The 17301-nt window shown below is 58.4% G+C and carries 11 protein-coding genes; 1 reads left to right on the top strand and 10 read right to left on the bottom strand.

The features are described 5' to 3' along the window. Positions 1-9: 9 nt before the first annotated feature. The 6 genes from I2I01_RS22895 to I2I01_RS22870 form a co-directional block, all read right to left on the bottom strand. Complete coding sequence (locus I2I01_RS22895) at positions 10-2352, bottom strand: AIPR family protein (protein ID WP_196288866.1); 2343 nt, start codon at positions 2350-2352, stop codon at positions 10-12. Then, positions 2345-3379, bottom strand: coding sequence for a PD-(D/E)XK motif protein (locus I2I01_RS22890; protein WP_196288865.1), 1035 nt, complete (start codon positions 3377-3379; stop codon positions 2345-2347). Before I2I01_RS22890 ends, I2I01_RS22895 begins: the two co-directional genes overlap by 8 nt. Beyond that, positions 3372-6230 (bottom strand): Z1 domain-containing protein, encoded by a 2859-nt coding sequence (locus I2I01_RS22885; RefSeq protein ID WP_196288864.1) that lies wholly within the window; start codon positions 6228-6230, stop codon positions 3372-3374. Before I2I01_RS22885 ends, I2I01_RS22890 begins: the two co-directional genes overlap by 8 nt. Continuing rightward, the gene (locus tag I2I01_RS22880) at positions 6223-7650 is read right to left on the bottom strand and encodes an ATP-binding protein (RefSeq protein WP_196288863.1); all 1428 of its coding nucleotides are present in this window, start codon (positions 7648-7650) and stop codon (positions 6223-6225) included. Before I2I01_RS22880 ends, I2I01_RS22885 begins: the two co-directional genes overlap by 8 nt. Positions 7651-7880: 230 nt before the next feature. Beyond that, positions 7881-9248, bottom strand: coding sequence for a DNA cytosine methyltransferase (locus tag I2I01_RS22875; RefSeq protein WP_196288862.1), 1368 nt, complete (start codon positions 9246-9248; stop codon positions 7881-7883). A 74-nt stretch (positions 9249-9322) separates the two neighbouring features. Beyond that, entirely contained in the window at positions 9323-9769 is a 447-nt protein-coding gene (locus I2I01_RS22870; protein ID WP_211538142.1) for a very short patch repair endonuclease, read from the bottom strand. 554 nt (positions 9770-10323) lie between these two features. Between I2I01_RS22870 and I2I01_RS22865 the strand changes: the two genes are divergently transcribed. After that, the gene (locus I2I01_RS22865) at positions 10324-12024 is read left to right on the top strand and encodes a hypothetical protein (protein ID WP_196288861.1); all 1701 of its coding nucleotides are present in this window, start codon (positions 10324-10326) and stop codon (positions 12022-12024) included. A gap of 191 nt (positions 12025-12215) precedes the next feature. On the opposite strand, the gene I2I01_RS22860 is transcribed toward I2I01_RS22865, so the two are convergent. From I2I01_RS22860 to I2I01_RS22845, 4 genes are all read right to left on the bottom strand, one after another. Next, positions 12216-13577, bottom strand: a complete 1362-nt coding sequence (locus tag I2I01_RS22860) for a Fic/DOC family protein (protein ID WP_196288860.1) — start codon at positions 13575-13577, stop codon at positions 12216-12218. Next, positions 13577-13849: an antitoxin VbhA family protein gene (locus I2I01_RS22855; protein ID WP_196288859.1), complete on the bottom strand. Its 273-nt coding sequence runs from the start codon at positions 13847-13849 to the stop codon at positions 13577-13579. The genes I2I01_RS22860 and I2I01_RS22855 overlap by 1 nt, the downstream gene beginning before the upstream one ends. Before the next feature lie 78 nt (positions 13850-13927). Beyond that, positions 13928-16186: a TraM recognition domain-containing protein gene (locus tag I2I01_RS22850; protein ID WP_196288858.1), complete on the bottom strand. Its 2259-nt coding sequence runs from the start codon at positions 16184-16186 to the stop codon at positions 13928-13930. A 37-nt stretch (positions 16187-16223) separates the two neighbouring features. Beyond that, positions 16224-17261, bottom strand: a complete 1038-nt coding sequence (locus I2I01_RS22845) for a DUF5712 family protein (protein WP_196288857.1) — start codon at positions 17259-17261, stop codon at positions 16224-16226. Positions 17262-17301 lie beyond the last annotated feature (40 nt).

Raw genomic sequence — 17301 nt, 5'->3', positions numbered from 1 at the left:
ATAAGGGCCCTACACTGATTGCACCTGTGGTAATTCGTAGCCATGGCGTACCACACTGTTCTGCAGGTACCAAACCTTGCCTTTCACAGAGTCACTGAGCCGCAACTCTCCCTTACCTATCTTAATCAGAAAGCCGGCATCATCAGCTTTAAGCTTCTTATTCGCCTTTTCCCATTCCAGCAAGTGTGCCACATCCTCTATGGTAATGATTCTGCGGGGAGCTGTAGCAGTTGCTGAAACCGTTTGTTCCGCATACAGCTCTTCAAGCAGCTGCGGGTTTTTCTCCAGCACCAAGTCGACAACGGACCTGCCGTTTTCAACCTCACTATCCGTAAGAGGACGTTTTTTATTGATGCTTAGGGCGATTGCAGCACATTTCCCCCGTTTATGCGGCGTCAGCAGGTCAGTCTGACGCCCCCATTGCTCAATGATTTCCCAAGCCTTTGCCCCCAGTGAGCGAATTGATTCTTCCTCCTGCCGGCGTTCCTCAGCAGCCAGTTCATCGTTATTTTGACTGTAGCGTTTCTTTTGCTGCTGAGGGTCAGCAAAGTCATCCGCAAGCAGGCTGAGCATCTTTTGACGGCTGTCGCTGGTCGGGGCTTTGGTGAGCAGCAGCTTCCAGTAATCCTCCTGTTTGGCCCGTTCACTCACCAGTTTACCGCCGGCATTGTCCAGCAGGAATTTGTCGACCACGTAGAGCAGCTTGCGGATGACTTCCCGCAGGTTTTCTGATACCTCCTGCTGCTTCCAGATTTTAAACAGGTCAATCCGCCCCCCGGTGAGGTGGTTCAGAAAGGCCAGGGTGTAAGGGACGGTAAGAAACTTGAAATCGCCGATTTTAGTGGCTCCCCGGCCATATTCCGTGTCAGCGGCCCGGAACAGAATGGCTTTGGCAATCAGGTCCTCAAAGAAGACATTATTGGGCAGGTAATCCTTCTTCAGCTTATCCTTCAGAAACTCCGAGTAGTTCTTTTGGGCACCCCTAGCTACGAGGTGGGGGTAGCCGTTCCACATGTGCTCGAACTTGGCAACCATTTCCTTGCTGAAAAGCTGCTTGCGCGGGTTCTGCTTCTCGAAAGCCGTACGCCGGCTCGACGACAGCTCCCGGTTGTAGGCCACCTTGTACTGGCCGCGGGCCCGCTCAAAGAACCAGCGGGTCTGCAGCGCGGAGCCCTTGATTGCCGGTGCCCAGCAGGTGCGGGAAATCTTTTCGAGTTGCCGGTTAAAGGCGTTGTTGGCCGACAGGTCAGCCGCCTGAATACCATTCTGGCTGTTGGCATACTGGGAAATCAGCGGGATGATTTCGTCCATTTCCTCAGGCCGCCGCAGCACCGTCAGCTTCATCTGGACGAAGACCGTACTGATGTCTGCTTTGTCCTGGCGCTGGGTGCGGAAAATAGCGGCCGTGGTCTGGCCCCCGTTTACAATCTGCAGGTCGCGGACCTTGTAGATGGCCCACCCTCCCCCGGGCATCTCCCGCACTTCTGCATCCTCAGCAGTGGCCGCGATGCCGTTGTTATAAGCCAGAAACCGGTGGGGAGCCGTGCGGATGGTGTTGCGGATTCCCTTGTTTACGCCACCCGTAAAATCGAGAAAGGAACGAACGTTCTGCTCCAGCAGACGGGCACCGTAGCGCTCGTAGATTTCCGCCAGCATAGTCCCGGAAACAATCGCCAGACAGGACTGATAATCATTGTTGCTCACCGGCATGGGCAGGCACGCCAGCGGCTTGCCATAGCTCTTTTCAAAATCTATTTCAATGGGCTCCCGACGGTTCCGGCTGGTCCATAGACGATGGAAGCGCTCAAGGTCCCACAGATGGTACTGGACGTGCAGGGTATCCCGCAGTTTGCGGTCCGGCAACACAATGTCCGAGGTCAGCCGGGCATTGGTCAGGATGAAGATGCGCGCCCGCACCACTTTGGCGGCGTGCTCAAACAGCACCTGGGCCAGGTCATAAACCGGAGCCGACTCATCAAGCTTTTCCCGGTAGCCGTTAAATACATCCTTCAGAAAGCGCTCCGACTGGTTGGCAGCCGTTGTCACCTCGCTTTTGGGAAACGAGCGAACCTCCTCGCCCTCCTGGAAAAAGGTAATGAACAGGTCAACGGTTTCGTAGTCCTCGCTGAGCGCGTACCCGTTGATTTTATGCTGAATCTGATTGGCTTTGTTTGCTTTGATGCTGGTGCAAACGCGGGCATCCTCCGTCTCACCGGCGTCAGACAGCATGCCAATCATGTACTCAGTGGCTTTCTCTTCCAGAAGGGCTCCCTCCTGCTCCGCCTCGGTCAGCGCACGGATTTCCTGATTCAGGTCGGTCAGAAAGGTCAGTAATTCGTCGGTATCAGACATGGGACTCGAGGGTAGCAGTGAGGGTAGCGAAAGGAATCAGATAGGGAAGCAACTGGTCGGTGTCGACGGTGTATGAGACGGAACCAAGTCCGGGCGGCAGGTCCGCCGCCCGGATGCGCGGGAAGGCCTCGTGAACCCGGGCCGGCATGGCATGCCGCACCCGGAATCCCTCCGCGTGGTATCGCTCAGCCTGCGCATGGAAGTAGCCGGCTTGGTGCAGGCGGGTTTCAAAAAGCTTGAATGCGGCCGGGTCAGATTCTATCTGTGCAACCAGATGCTGTACAATCTGAGGCAGCGTTTCGCCGGCGTTTTCCGCTACATCCAGAAACAGATGCAGTAGAAAAAGCTGTTCAAAGGGACTCTCATCCAGTTGGGCGGCGCCGCTGACCTGAAAAGACTGACTGCTCCCGGAGCTGGTTTTTACTTCCACCGCGTTTGGCCCGAAGTGAAAATCCTGGGGGTCGTGCAATGGACCTGTCCAGGCATTTATTACCAGACCAGGTGCCAACCCCTCCGCGAGCAGCTCCCTTATCAGGTGCAGTTCCCCGAACAACCCCTGCCGCGCCGGACCACTGAGCCCGGCCGGGTTAAACAAACCGAACAGTTCCTGCCAGCGGTTGAGCCTAGCCATAAAAGCCCGCAGGTGAGCGTTGCTGTCATGAGCAGCCGCCAATGCCGCCACGATATCGGCCGCGAGTATGGAGAAGATGTCCGAAAATCGCTCATCCGTCAGAATAAGGGCCAGCAGAAACGCTTTTTCGGGCTCGTCCGGGTCCGGCAGCGGCTCAAGGCTCAGGCCCGAATAGCGACGGTCAGGGGTTATGCGTGAACGCAGGCGTACTGGCAGCGCCAGCATCAGTACCCGGCGAAGCCCTCCTTCAGGTGCATGAAGTAACCCTGCCGAAAGCGGGCTTTCGGGGTTGGCTGGCAAACACGGGAGGGCCTCTACCTTACCGGATGCCGGCGGTTCGAGCGCAAGTTCTTTCCAGATGGCTTCCAGGCCAGCGGCGGTTCCGGCGTTAGTCATCGTCGCGGGTTATCTGCTGGTCGGCCTCGTCGTCCAAGGCATTATCGTCTTCATTGGTAAACTCGGCCAGCAACTGGGAATTGCCCATATAAGTCACTTTCCGGTCGCCTTTCAGCGCCGGAAAGCTAATGGCATAGCCCATCACCGGAATACCGGGTGCATATCCGGCCGGCTCCGGGTCGAGTGGGTACAGCAGCAGCAACGCTTCAGAAGCCGGTCGCTGCAACCGGATTTGCTCCCCGGAAGGGTAAGCGGCCCCGGAACGCTCCGCCCGGGTGCCCTCCAGGGCCTTGCTCAGTTGCGTGTCGTCGAGGTCAAGCGCTTCGTGACGTGGGCTTATGATATGCGCCTTGGGAATCACGTATTCAACGGTGCTGACCGCTTTGGATTTATCCTTTGCTCCGGCGGCATTACGGAACGTGGTTCGGACCATCTCCGGCTTTTCATTGATGACAAACGGCACCTCCGGGTTTGCATCATTTTCTGCCTGCATCAGGATGACGGTCCATTTGGTCAGGCGTCCGTCCTGCTGCTGTTTACTGATGTAATCCGTAAGCTTCCCCGGCTCAATGTTACGCTGGGTCGTCAGGTACTCCAGCAGGAAACCCTGCACCGTGTCGGCGCTTACCCCACGCCAGGCGTAGGGCTGTCTGCCCACCGGGGCGGGTACACCCAACTGGCTGATGAGCTTCTGCACCGCCTCGTAATTGGTCTTTATAAAATCGGGGTCGTGACGGGGGAAAGCATAGGTCTCCATCAGCTCGCCTGCAAAACTCAGCTGCAGGGGCCAGGCCCCGCGCATCCGGTTGGTGGCCGTAATCTGCAGCACCCCGGGCTTGGAGCGGATTTTCAGACCGTACTCTTCCGGCGTGCGGCGCTGCCGTACCATCCGGTCAAACTCCAGACGCAGCTCTTCGGTGGCCAGGGTAATGTGACGGTACCAGCTGATGATTTCCCCGCTGGTAAACAGCCGGCACAGGTCGGCATACCCGGGACGGTAGCCGAACCAGCGCCCCATCTGCATGAGTGTATCGTACATCCGCGAGGCCCGCAGGTAATAACTCACGCACAACCCCTCCAGAGTAAGCCCACGGGAGAGCTTGTTTCCGCCGATGGCAATGACAAACAACCCCGTATCGTCGTAATCGCTGTAAGCCAGCGGCAGGTGCAGGGTATCGCCGGTCCGGTCCGGGGTGCCGTGCACCACCCGCACCTTGATGCGTTCCATGGCCGGCCGGAGCTGCTTGCGCACCGCCTCCCAGCTCAGGGGTTTGATGGCGTGGTCATCCAGCAGCTTTTCATCGATAAAACGCGCCGTGACCGGCTCGTACTCGTTTTCCCATAATTCCTTCAGCGCGGGCTCCAGACTGTTCTTGCGCAGGGCCAGCTTGGAGCGGCAGTCGCTCAGGTATTCGCTTACCAGTTTTCCGGTCTGGTTCTGCCAGCGTACAAAGCGCGAGACGTGGATGAGCATCGAGCTGTGCTGCCGGGTCTGCCCACGGGCCATGCGGGCCGCGCAGGTCAGGAAAAAGTGATTCACTGCATCTTCCAGGGAATCCGGCAGGGATGTGGGCAGGTCGTCGTCCTTTTTGTGTTTGTTGGGAAACAGCTCCAGGTAATTGTCGGTCTCCTCGTCCAGCTCATGCACCACCGGCAGGACGTTCTCATGGGAGCCGTCCTCTTCGTCGTCCGGGTCGCCGATGCCAAAAATCTTGTCGGGGCCGATGTAGTTGGTCGGCGGGGGAATATTGACAATAAAGTCCCGGGGGAACAGCTCCTGTCCGACGGCAGCGTCCAGGGTATTGTGACGCCCTTTAATGCTCAGGTTTAATGCTTCGAAGTCGGCCCGGCTTAGTACGGGAATGAAAATATTGGCAAACGGAGTCGCCGTGTAGCCTACGTAAGCCTTCTGCTCAAACAGAGAAAGCAGCACCCGCACGGCGGCGTTCACGGCCGATATATTCTCCTTGCTGACGTTAATCGAGGCGTTGTCGGCCTCGTCGTCAATCAGCAGCAGCGGCATATCACTCAGCAAGCGGTGCCCTTTCTCGGTCTCCTCCCCCTTGGCGGCGAGCCACAGAATCAGGTTGCGCAGGATGCTGACATTCTTTTTCACCACTATCAGCACCGGGTCCGACCCGAAAATGGTAGCGGGTACACTGTCCGCCAGGGAGGTTTTAAAATCCCCGTTTGACGCGCTGGTGGTCAGCGAGTGAGCCGGCACCTTGCGGTCACGCTTCCCCACACCAATCCAGTGGTTTCCGGTGCGGTGAGTGCGGGCTGTCTGGGTATTATACCCAACGAAGCCCTCGTCCAGACGTTCCTGCGTCTGGCTACGGAGGCTGCTGTGAATGCCAGCCAGCACAATGATGAGCTTGTAGCCGGCATCCGCCGCCTTGCAGATAAGGCCGGTGTAGTTGCCGGTCTTGCCGGACTGTACTTGCCCCACAACCATACCGCGCCGGTCAAAAGGCAGGGTGCTGCGGGGGTTACTCAGGCGGTCCAGGATGTCATCGGTCAGGTCGCCCAGCTGGTCTACGGTATGAGCGGCCATCCGCCGGTCGAACTGCATGTAGTCGCGGTAGCGGCTCCAGAACTTCCATTTGATGTCCTCACGGGCCTTATCCAGCCACGGGGGCTGCCGGTTGGCCTTGTCCTCCAGAATGGCGTAATCCAGCGATTTCACCCGGTAGTAGGCCAGCAGGTCCGCCTGCAGCCGCTCTTTGTCGGCCTCGGGGTAGAGCATCCCGACCCGGCCCACCGTTTCGGTTATAACAGCCGGGGTTTTGTGGGCTTTCGGCGTGAGCATGGTGATGGCCACGCTCAGGGCCTCCTCGTGGGAATCAGGCATTCGGAAGCTTGTCAATGAGGTGAGGAAAATAATTGAAAGGCTCCATGTTGAGCAGCATCTGCCGCACGTCCGCTGCAGAGCGGCCGGCCGCCCGGAAGTCCTTGAACAGGTCCTGCAGCAACGGCATGATTTCCTCGTCGCCGACATTTTCGTACGGCACGGCCTGTTCGCGGGGCTTTTCCGCCTCACTCAGCACAATCAGGGGTACGGGGATGGTTTCCTCACACATCCGCAGCACGGCATGGAGCAGCGCGGAAGACTGGCCTTTGCTCTTTTCGAGCAGGTCCTTCACCAGCGGGTGCTGGCGGTTGATGGTGTAGTGCCGCTGCCCCAGGCGGACATTTTCCTGCCAGACCGGGGTGAATCCAATGCTATGGGTATGCTTGAGCTTGCGCCCACGGGCCCGGTAGACTTCCACCGCCCGGGTGCGGGCATGGGTACCGATTCGCTTGAAGTCGCCCTGCAGCGTGGTCGGCGGGAAGGACTGTGCTTTGCGGATATCAATCTGCCAGGCATCGTCCAGCGTGTTGGGCAGGTCCACCATGATGCGGGCCAGCTTGCAGTGCTCCTCGCGGCGGAACAGGCCCAGCCAGTCTCCGGCGACCAGCAGCCGCCGGTTACGGTAGATGTAAAAACCCTGATGAGCACCCCAGCCGCGCAGGCCCCCTGCTTCCTCAAACAGGTCGGGATGGGAAAGCCGGCGGTGATGCGGCAGAATGTAGGGCCGGATAACTACCTGCCCGCTGAGCAGGGTTTCGTCAATCAGACGCTGGGTGAAGGGCTCGGCCGTGAGAAACGGGTCCCAGGGACTCAGCTTTTCCCCGTTGACGTAAATCGTCAGGCTGTTGTCTTCCAGATACCGGTGAAAGACCATGGCCAGATGATGCTCGACCATCTTGACGTACTGGCCAAAAAGCGCCTCGTGCTTTGAGTTGCCCAGCTGCAGATTTCCGACCAGCCGGTCCATTTTCTCCCAGAACACAATGGTCCCCTGCGGCTGGGCTGCCAGCTGTTCCACGAGGGATTCATCCGAGACGTGGCACAACAGGTTCCAGGCCTTTGCCTCATTTACATAGTCCAAGTCCCAGCAGCGAAAGGTTACTTCGCCTGCCTGGGGCTTTGAAAGAACCGTGAACCGGCGACATTGGGAGAAAGAGGCAGTTTTCAGGCCAAGACCGAAACGTCCCAGGTCGTCTTTGTGTCGCACCTGGCCCGGGTGCCGGCTGCCCGGCCGCATCGCTTCCCGTAGCGCCTCGGGGCTCATCCCCCGGCCATTATCCGACAGCGTCAGGGTGGATTGCTGCCCCTGCCAGACGATTTCAAGCTGTACGTCCGTTGCCCCCGCCGCAATGCTGTTATCGATTATATCGGCCACAGCCGTGTCCAGCGTGTAGCCGATGGAGCGGAGGGTTTCGAGCATGGAATCAGCACGCGGGCCGGCCTCCTCGAACAGAATTGTCTCAAAGCTCATTGATAGCCGGCCTGTTGCCGGGACGTAGAAGTCCGATAGTGGTGGTATCGGATGAGGGTAAGAGTTATATCAGATTTGGCATGGGGGAAGAAAACAGCTGGTGCACCTCGTGAACGAAGATGACACTTCCTGTCTGACTGAAATTCAGATTAATATGCAGTAAGAAACTGACATAATTCCTACTGCGCGTAGTTTAGCGCCAACTGTTTGTCTTTTTTGCCGGAGCGACGTTTACCTACCGGAGAGTCTGGCCGCAGAAAATTTCCGACACCATTCAGGGCATTGCGAACGCTCAGGGCAATTCGTTCACCCATCAGCGGCGGCACTGCATTGCCAATCTGTTTCAGCGCTGAAGTCCGGGGTCCTTCAAAGTAATAGTTGTCAGGAAACGACTGCAATCTGGCAGCCTCCCGTACTGAAAGCGAACGGCGTTGTTTGATATCCGGGTGAATGTAATAGTGGCCGTCTTTACTGATATGTGCCACCACAGTCTGTGAGTAATGCATATCCGAGGCCACGACCTTGAACCTGTCGGTGAAGTCCGTCTTATTCACGTGAAAAATAAGGTGCCCCGGCAGCTCATTATATCGCATTCGCTGATATTCATCGCCCCCGTCGTTCCAGTGTTCAATAAACAGCCGGTAAATCTCCCGGTCTTCCTCCCGATGCGGCCGGGCGTGATGCCAGGTTATTACCGGGCATTTTTGGCGTAAACCTGACCATTTCAGATATGGCGTAATGGTCTTGGGTTCGTAAGGAGTAGGCGGAAGAACTTGGCCAGGCTCAAGAGGCGGCAGGTCACTCAGCAATTCCTCCACTGTGAATCGCTTCTGTTCTTCTGCCGTCAGGGTCCCGAATGCCGGATAGCCTAACGCCGGCTGGTCGAGACGCCAGCCGATGATAATCAGTCGCTCGCGGCTTTGCAGCACCCCGAAGCTGCGGGCATTCCACTCCCGCACATCCATAGCGTAGCCCGCCTCCAGAAACGTTTCCCGGATGAGGTCCAGCTGCTGTCCGTTCTTAAAGCTCAGCATCCCCAGCACGTTCTCAAACACGAACATGCGGGGACGGTACTTTACCAGGAATTCTGCATACTGCAGATAGAGCTTACTGCGAGGGTCGTTTTCCATCACTGCGCGCCCCAGCCGGGCGCGTCCGGCAACGGAAAAGGTCTGACAGGGAGGACCTCCGATAATCAGGTCTACTTCCTGCTTTCCTTCCGGCAGGCGTTTCAGTTGCTGGTCAATCTTATCAAATATCCCCTGCCGCGTTTCTTCACCAATAGCCTCGTTGATGACTGAATCCAGTAATCCTGGCTGAATCTGTTCAATCAGTTCATACAACTCCTCACGTGGGAGCTTGCCGCGCAGGTAATTGAAGTATGGCTGGTAATCTTTTTTCTCGTGCAGACAATACCAGGCCAGTCTTGTGCGGATGGTGTCGCAGGCATGGGCATCCATTTCCACGTGCGCCACCGGAGTGAAGCCCGCATTATGGAAGCCTTCGGACAAGCCACCTGCGCCCGCGAACAGGTCGATATAGTTCATTGTTAGCTATTTAGCGAAAATACTCGCTTTTCCAGCACACAAGTACGGGATTTTTCGTCCATTTGCCAGCAGAATTAGCATTCCAGTTCATCCGATTCGGGGGCTGTCAGGGAATAAAAGAGCCTTTCCAGCGTGCGTTCCCGGTGCGGTGGCCGAAGCTCACATTCCCACACAACCAGCACTCGCCACCCCTGATTTTTTAATTCTGCCTGCTGGCGTTCATCGTTGGTTACGTTGCGCCCGATTTTTCCCATCCAGAACTCGGTCCGGGTTTTCGGCACCACAAAATACCGGCATCCTTCGTGCTGATGCCAGAAGCAGCCATGTATGAAAACCACGGTGTGCAGCCCGGGAAATACGAGGTCCGGCTTGCCGGGAAGGTGCTTTGCATGCAGCCGGTAACGTAATCCGCGGGAATGCAGGTACTGTCGAACCAGCAATTCCGGCTTGGTGTCTTTGCCCCGAATACGGGACATGTTGAAGCTGCGCGTGGAAGGAGTATGAACGTCGGCCATCAGCATGTAAACGTCACAGCAGCAGATAAGGTGCTTTTTGCTGAACCCCACCTTAACCGAATGCGGTATCCTCTCAGGCCGGATACTCGCGGTTTATTTCTTCCTTTACAGGACAGTATTCCGCTTTCAGATGCCTGCAACACTATATCAACCGGCTGCTGCCCCGCTGGCAGTATCAGACCAGGGACTATGGGTGCCCGGTCGGACCCCGGAATTCAGTGGCCTTGAAGACTTGGTGCCGGCTCTGTTACGCTGTCATCCCACTTTGGTAGATGTTCAGGCGAACGGTCCTGGGTATGTTGTATATACTGTATTCGACTGCGAGGGTGAAGTAAATCCGGCCGCAATGGAAGTAATTGGAGAGCTGACAGGACACGCGTTCGATATTGAAAACGAAGATGATATACTGCGTGGGCCGGTTCTTGTCGTCTTAGCGGAAAACACATAAGGACCACCATGGCCTGCTTGTGTCGCTTTCACCACCAGCCATTGTACACTGCTGACTGGCATGACAGCCATGATTCCGATGCTCACTCCGAAACTCTTTCCCTGCCTGCGCTATGCGGATGCCCTCAGAAATCCTAGAATCAATACTTGATGCTGAACTGGAAAAGTTCTCGGAGATAAGTGGGTTGCCAGGAAGCGCTGTAGTCAACATTGTCAGGGAAATGGACATTGTCTACCTGTACCTGCGTGGTAGCGGGCAGTTTGACGCTGCTTACACAGACTATTTTGAAACCATTCATCAGTATGGATGGCCATTGCTGCTCCAGGCATGGTATTCAAAAATCGAACAGTCAGAGTTTCAGCAAATCCTGTACTCAAACAACGATATTACTGCCTGGGCCGACTCTGTCATTCATGCAACCGGTAAGCTTGCCTTTGCCCGGCAGCTGGTGATGTTCTGTAAAATGGGCTTTGCCTCAATTAGTCAGCCAACTGAGAGCGAGTTTGTATTCGCCATTACGGACTCCTATTCCAATGCTGAATTTTTTGACCTGCATGACTGGCAGTTTGTGCAGAAGCATATAGTCGGGCAGCTTACAAGCAAAAAAGCCGACAAGGACAGATTCGACGCTAACCGGGTCTACAAGCGGATTATGCTCTCGGTAAAGAGCCCCGACAGACGAACCATTGCCTATCAGGCAACCCCTTACGTTACGGAATACTTCATTCAACAGGGCCGGCAGCACATTTTTCGCAAACAGGTCCACGACGATTTTGACGAAGCAGACCTGTTCGGTCAGGTACCTTACGGGGCCTACGTCACCATGGTCGAGTACTTGGCTGGTTTAGCGTTGCTCCATAAGGCGTTCTGTGAAGCGGCACACAAAAAATATGACCGCCTCGAACTGCGAAACATCATATCCTTATTCTGTTCCAGAGAAGGTGTTGTGGCTGACCTTGCCCGGTACCTGGGTCGTACCGGGCAGGAGGTTAGCGGCATGCTGAATCATATCACGCTGAACAATGACAATTACCAGGCTTACCTGTCAATTCCCCGCATAGCTCCGCCGCCTTTCGTTCAGGTTTCAGATTCGCAGCTGCTACGCTCGACCGCCGGATGCCTCAACAACCCTTTTCAGTTTCTGAATCATGAATTGAAAAGAACCTGCGAGCTGGATTACTCCAAAGCAGTGAACAACCGGGAGGAACGGTTCAGGAGAATGATATTTGGCTTCTTCACGGAAGACAGATTCGTGCGTATTCCAGTCGAAATACGCATGTCTATTGACGGGCGCGAGACGGATATCGACGCGGTTGTCTTTGATAAAGTAACCAAGTCGTTGGGGTTATTCCAGCTAAAATGGCAGGACCCGTTTGCCAACTCCATGCAAAAGCGACGCAGCGTCATCAGCAACCTACAGAAGAACGCCCTGAGCTGGCTTGATAAGGTAGTAACGTGGGTAGAGCGAACCGATGTAAAAACGACCCTTAACGCGCTGCAGATTACCCGGCATTCACCGGCAGAAAAGGCCATAGGGAACGTGTACTTCTTTATCATTGGTCGTCACGGTATCCATTTCACAGGAGTTGAGCAGGATGAGCGAGCCGCCTGGGGTTCCTGGCCACAATTATTGGCCGGAGCCGTCCGTATCACCAAGCAGGAGACAGAACATGACCCGATTAAACATATGCACAGTCGTTTAAAGCATGATGCGCCACGGTTGAGAATGGAGCGTGACGGTTCTCCGGTGCTGGCAGATTTCAACCTCCGGTTTGAAAACTTTCAGGTGCGTCACGAAAGCCGAACTCAATAGTGGGTAACTACTTGTCAGTGTCGGCTTACGCATGATGAGTCTGAAGCCACTTCCGACTGGTGTCGCGACAGGTGCAACGCATTCGTATCTCCGTAGCGTGCGGCCAAAGCTCCAGAATCTTTCCGTGGGCGAGGTGGGTTTCCTCATTGCAGTTTCGCAGCGTAACAACCCGTTATGTTTCGCTTTGACCATCAGCGCTCCACGCCACCGGCTTCGCGACCAGAAATGCCGGCAGAGCTTCGCTCCTGCACAGGGGGTGCTTTCTCCATAATTCCCACCGCACTTTTGAGTTCACCTAGGTGCTGGCTGGCACTCAGAGCCGGAATCCGGTCGGCCGCATCCAAGGACTTACCTACGTTTTCACGGTTCAACCCACCGATAAACGGTGTGCGCTCGACGTGCTTGGCTACTTCCTGTAGACGCGCAGCATCCAGTCCCTTTCCGTGTTCGTGTAATGCCTGAGCTACTTGGCCAGCTGCCCGTTTGAAAACAGCCTGTGCCTCCTCGTGGGTTTGAAGCAGCATCGGCATCTTCACTCCTGCTTCCTTCACCACAGCCAACGTCTGAATCTGCTCAGCCGCCGCTCGAAACCGCCTAGCGTCCGACTGGTCCTGCTTTGCATCGGGCCCCTGCAAAGCAGGGTGCTTGATTATTTTCTCCGCTGCCTGCTGAAACTGCTCCAAGTGGGTCTGAATAGCCGCCGGATTCAGGTTGGTCGCTTCCACCCCCTTCCCTACTGCGACGCCCTTTTCGTAATTACCAGCGCCCGGCATGTTAGCCACAATGTCCATCACCCGGTAGCCCGTCACCTCCAGCTCACGCCGAGCATCCAGGGCGTTCATCTCCGCGGATAGGGCCGCCAGTGGCCGCGCCAGGCTGGGGTCGCGGAGCTTTTCGGCTTCAAGGCCCGGCGCTGGGCTGATTACCTGCTCAAACATGGATTTCAGCGCCTGCAGATTCTTCTCCGCTTCCTGGGGCGCATGCGGGCGCACCATGGCCAGGTCGCGGGCCCGGTTCAGCGTGGCCGGGTCGATGCGGGCAAAGTCGACCTGGTAGCCGGCCTCTTTACCGAGCTGCACAAACGTGGCCTGCAACGTGCGCCCGTTGCCGTCGCGAAAGGCATGGGTGTGGTTGTACTGGTCGAGGTAATAGGCGGCGCGCTCGGCAAACTTCTCCTCCGACAGTCCCTTCAGGTTGTTCTCCTTGCCCAGCTGCTCGCCGATGGCATTCAGGCGCAACTCAATCTCCTTGTAAGGCGCGTAAGTCATCGTCTCCTTGAAACCGGTGACGTAGGTGGGTTTGTGCCCCTGAAACCCCCGGTCGGCCCGGGTTTCGCCGGCCCAAGGGTACACGCCTTCAAAAAGCTTCTGGTGCACCTGCTTGAGGTGGGCGTAGTCGTAGCGCCCGCCGGGAATGCCGCCCTGCACATTAAGCCGCTGCAAGCGCAGCAGCGAGGAGTCGGTTTCGGCCTGGGCCAGCTGCTGGGGGTCGGTAATGCCCAGCCGGTTTATCCGTACTCCGTTTTCGTCGCTGAAACGGTCGCCGGCTACCATCAGCGTGCGTGGTTAGGCTCTGTGCTCCCTGAGCCGGCACCCGGCCGGTAGCGGGCCAGCAGCATGGCGTCGGTCAGCTCAATGGCTTCCTCAATGCTAATCTCCCCGTCCACGTGCCGCTGCATGATGGCCAGGGCCTCCGGGCTGGGTGCGGGCCCGTTGCTCATCAGAATGGCAATGGAGTTATTGGCATGCCGCTCCCGTTCCTGGCGGGCAGTCAGCTGCTCAGGGGTGAGGCCGGCCGGGGCGGGCGTGAAAAAGCTCTTCATCATAGGGTTTGGGGCGTAGGTTTTGGGTACTTACTTAACAGCAAAAAGGGCCTAAACGTCGCATTTGCGGGGTTCTGGCGGCTAATCTGCCTCATTCTTTGTGCCTCCTGCTAAGGTGTTTGCGTGCAGGGCCAGGGTTTCTTTTACCTGCTGGCTGACCCGCCGGTAGTTCTCCTGCACCACCACGGAAAGCGTAGCAGCGCTATCCTCTTCGCTGGTGCCAAACGTGGCCACGGGGTGCAGCGGAAACCGCTCCGGGGTCGCGTCGGCCCGGGAGATGACGCCCTGGAAGAAGGTGCGCTCGGTTTCTACCGTCTGCCCGATAAACTCGCCCTGCTGCAGGGCGATGGCATCCTGCACCCTCACCAGGTTGCGCTCCTGGTAGCTGGTGCTCAGGTTCGAGCTGTGGCTGCCGTGGCCTCCTCCCCCGCCCTGGCTCTTGCCGGTACTGGTGCTGTGCATCTGCTTATCCTCACGGCCCACGAGCTCGGAGATGAACTTGGCCGTGTCGAGCGAGTTGACCTTGCCGAAAAACTGGTTGTTGAGGTTGGAGACCATAACCTTCATCTTTTCAGGCCCATAGGCGTCGGTCATTTGAGCCAGGTCCTGGGTCATGTAGATGGTGGCTACCTTATTGCTGCGGGCTGTGGCCGGCAGCAGCTCCAGCCCCGGCACGTACACCGTGGCGGCCTCGTCGAGGAACACGTAGCTGCGGTGCTTGTGCTGCTGGTTCATGAGCTTGATGGCGACGGTGATAATGCAGCTGACCACCGGCGAGAAGGTTTCCTTCAGCGTGGGGTCGTTGCCGATGCAGAGCAGCGCCGGCTGCTTCGGGTCGTTCAGATTCAGCGAAAACCCCTCCCCTTTCGCCTCGTCGGGCGTAAGCACCCACACGATTTCCGGTGAGTTAATCCGGTTGAGAATCACCTGCAGCGTGCCCACGACGGCGGCCACCTGCTTCTCGGCCCGCTGCTCGACGGCCGTCACGATGCTGCGCACCATGCCGGCGCACTCCGGGTCGGTTTCCAGCATCGAGAGCACGTGCTTGAAGTCCTTGTGGATGGCCGTGGCCACCACGTGCGGAATGGTGCAGTAGCGCGGGAAGTGCTTTTTATAAAACCAGATGATGCCCGTCAGGTAGGCCACCGCGCTGATGTCGAAGAACTCCATCTTGCGGATGCTGGCCGGGTTGAGGTTGTTGATAATGGCCCGCGAGTATTCTTCGGCAAACGCCACCACCGGCATGTCCTCGGCCCGCAGCGGGTTCACCCGCTCGCTGCGCTGCAGGTCGCGGAAGTTGATGACGTGCAGCACCACCGTCGGCTCGGGCTCCCCGCTGGGCAGCAGCCGCGGCGGGCTTTGCTGGCGCCCGGCCAGCTCCAGCGCCTTCTGGGCTACTTCGGCCAGCACCGGAAACTTGAAGTCGTAGATGAGCCCGGCAAAGTTCTTAGCCGCCAGCTGCTCAATCACCGGCTCCCCGATGGAATAGGTCTTGCCCGCCCCGGCGCCGCCGAGCACCAGCACGCCGCGGTAGGGATTGGGTACGTTCACCCAACCGCCCCCTTCCGTGGGCAGGTTGAACCCATCGGGCGTCTCCAGCTTCCTGCGCTCCACGCTCAGCCCAAACTCCGGGCTTTTGGTCGCGGCCCGCAATAGCCCCACCACAAAGCCGCTGGCCAGCGCCACAATTACTCCAACCGGGTAGCCCACCCGGATAAAGCCCGGCTGGTAGGAGGCCATGGTCAGTAGCACGTAGGCGCTGAGCAGAAACAAGCCCGCGCAGCTGGCCACGACCACGCGCACGGCCTCAGGCCGCAGCGGCTTGCGCTGGGCCGACCCGCCGGGTTTGCGCTCGGGTGCCGGCAGCACGAATACCAGCACCCCGGCCGCGAGCAGCACCAGCGCCCGCAGGAAGATGCCGGCCGCTCCATAGAGCCGGCCCGCCTTCACCAGTAGCTTGCCTTTGAACCCCTGCCCGGCCGTGGCCACGCGCAACGCGGCGGCCCCTCCCCTGCGCACTACCTGGTCGCCGGCCTGGCTCGTGGCCGTGGCCAGCTCGGCGGCCGGCTGGCCTACCACCGGCGCCGCCTGCCGCTGCAGCCGCTTCCGCCGGGCTTCGGCGCGTTGCTGGTTGATGATGACCATCCGGGCCGCCAGGCGCTGGCGGGGAGTTAGCGTGGGCGCCTGCCCGGCCTGGTGCTGGGCGGCCCGCGCCGACGCTAATTCCGCCGGGTGTTGCAGCACGTACCATTCGCCGGCCAGTAAGGCCAGCAGCAGCACGCCGATGAGCAGGCCGATGGAGTGGGACTGGGCCGCCGGCCGAGTAGGTAAACTGGTCATAGGGGAGTAGAAATAGTGAGTGGATTGCTGGCCGGCCTTACATGTCGATGTCCAGCTCTGCGCCGCGGCGCCCGGTCTTCTCGGCCACGTGCTCGGTGCGCTCTTCCTGAGCGGCCTCCCGGCCACGGCGTACTAGGTGCTGCACCGCGTGCAGGGCCGTAGCCGCCTGGCGCTGCGGGGCAGCGGCCTGCTCCCGCCCCGTGCGCAGCAGCTGCAGGGCGTTGTCGATGGGCCGGCCGTCGCGGGCCCGCTCCTCGACCCGGGCCAGCATCCGGTAAAAGGTCTTGTCAAACTCCCGGGCCACGGCAATGCCCTGCACTTTCTCGGGCACCAGGTGCTGTTCGCGGGGCACCAGCAGGTTGATGCGCGCCACGCGCCCGGCAATCTTCTCCAGCCGGCCCGCGTCGTGGGTAGTGTCCCGCTGCCGCGTGGCCTTAGCCCGTAGCTTTTCATGCTCCTGGGCCACGTAGCCAAACTGCCGCTCAAACTGCCGGCCCGCGGCGGCCTGCCAGCGCATCAAATCAAACCGCTGCCGGCGCCCGCCGGGGTTAAGGGTTATCTTCTGCTCCGCATCGCGGGCGCTGACAATGACGTGCACGTGGGCCTGCTGGCCTGCCCGCTTCTGGCCCGCTTTAGCCGTGCCCGCCACGACTTCGGGGTCCGTGCCCCGGTGGGTGCGGTCCTGGTGCAGCACGGCGCCCCACACAATGTCCTGGCTGCCCAGCTGGCGGCCGCCGGGCAGCGTAAAGTTCTGCGCGTACTGCTGCATTACCTGCCGGGTGTAGGCCCTGAGCTTTTCGGGGTCGCTGCCGATGTGAGCCAGTTCCTGCTCGCTTGGGCTCAGCACCAGGGAGTAGAACTTGGCCTCGCCAGACCGCAGGCCTTTGACGTTGGTGTCGATGGACTGCTGCACGTGCGCGGCGCTCAGCTCGTCCGCGACGGCGCTGAAAAACGTGGCTTCCCGCCCCTCCCCTACCGCTTCGTGCTGCAGGTATTGCAGCGTCTGCGCGCTGCTGCCAGTGTTGGTATAGGCGGCTTTGCCGTGCGTTTTGGGGTTGATTAATTTGACGTACATCCGAGCGTTGACGGGTATTTTGCTTGCGTATTGTGAGTAC

This window comes from Hymenobacter properus (genome assembly GCF_015694735.1).
GTDB classification, from domain to species: domain Bacteria; phylum Bacteroidota; class Bacteroidia; order Cytophagales; family Hymenobacteraceae; genus Hymenobacter; species Hymenobacter properus.
The sequence above is the reverse complement of the archived record's forward strand: the minus strand, read 5'-3'. Positions and strand labels throughout refer to the sequence as shown.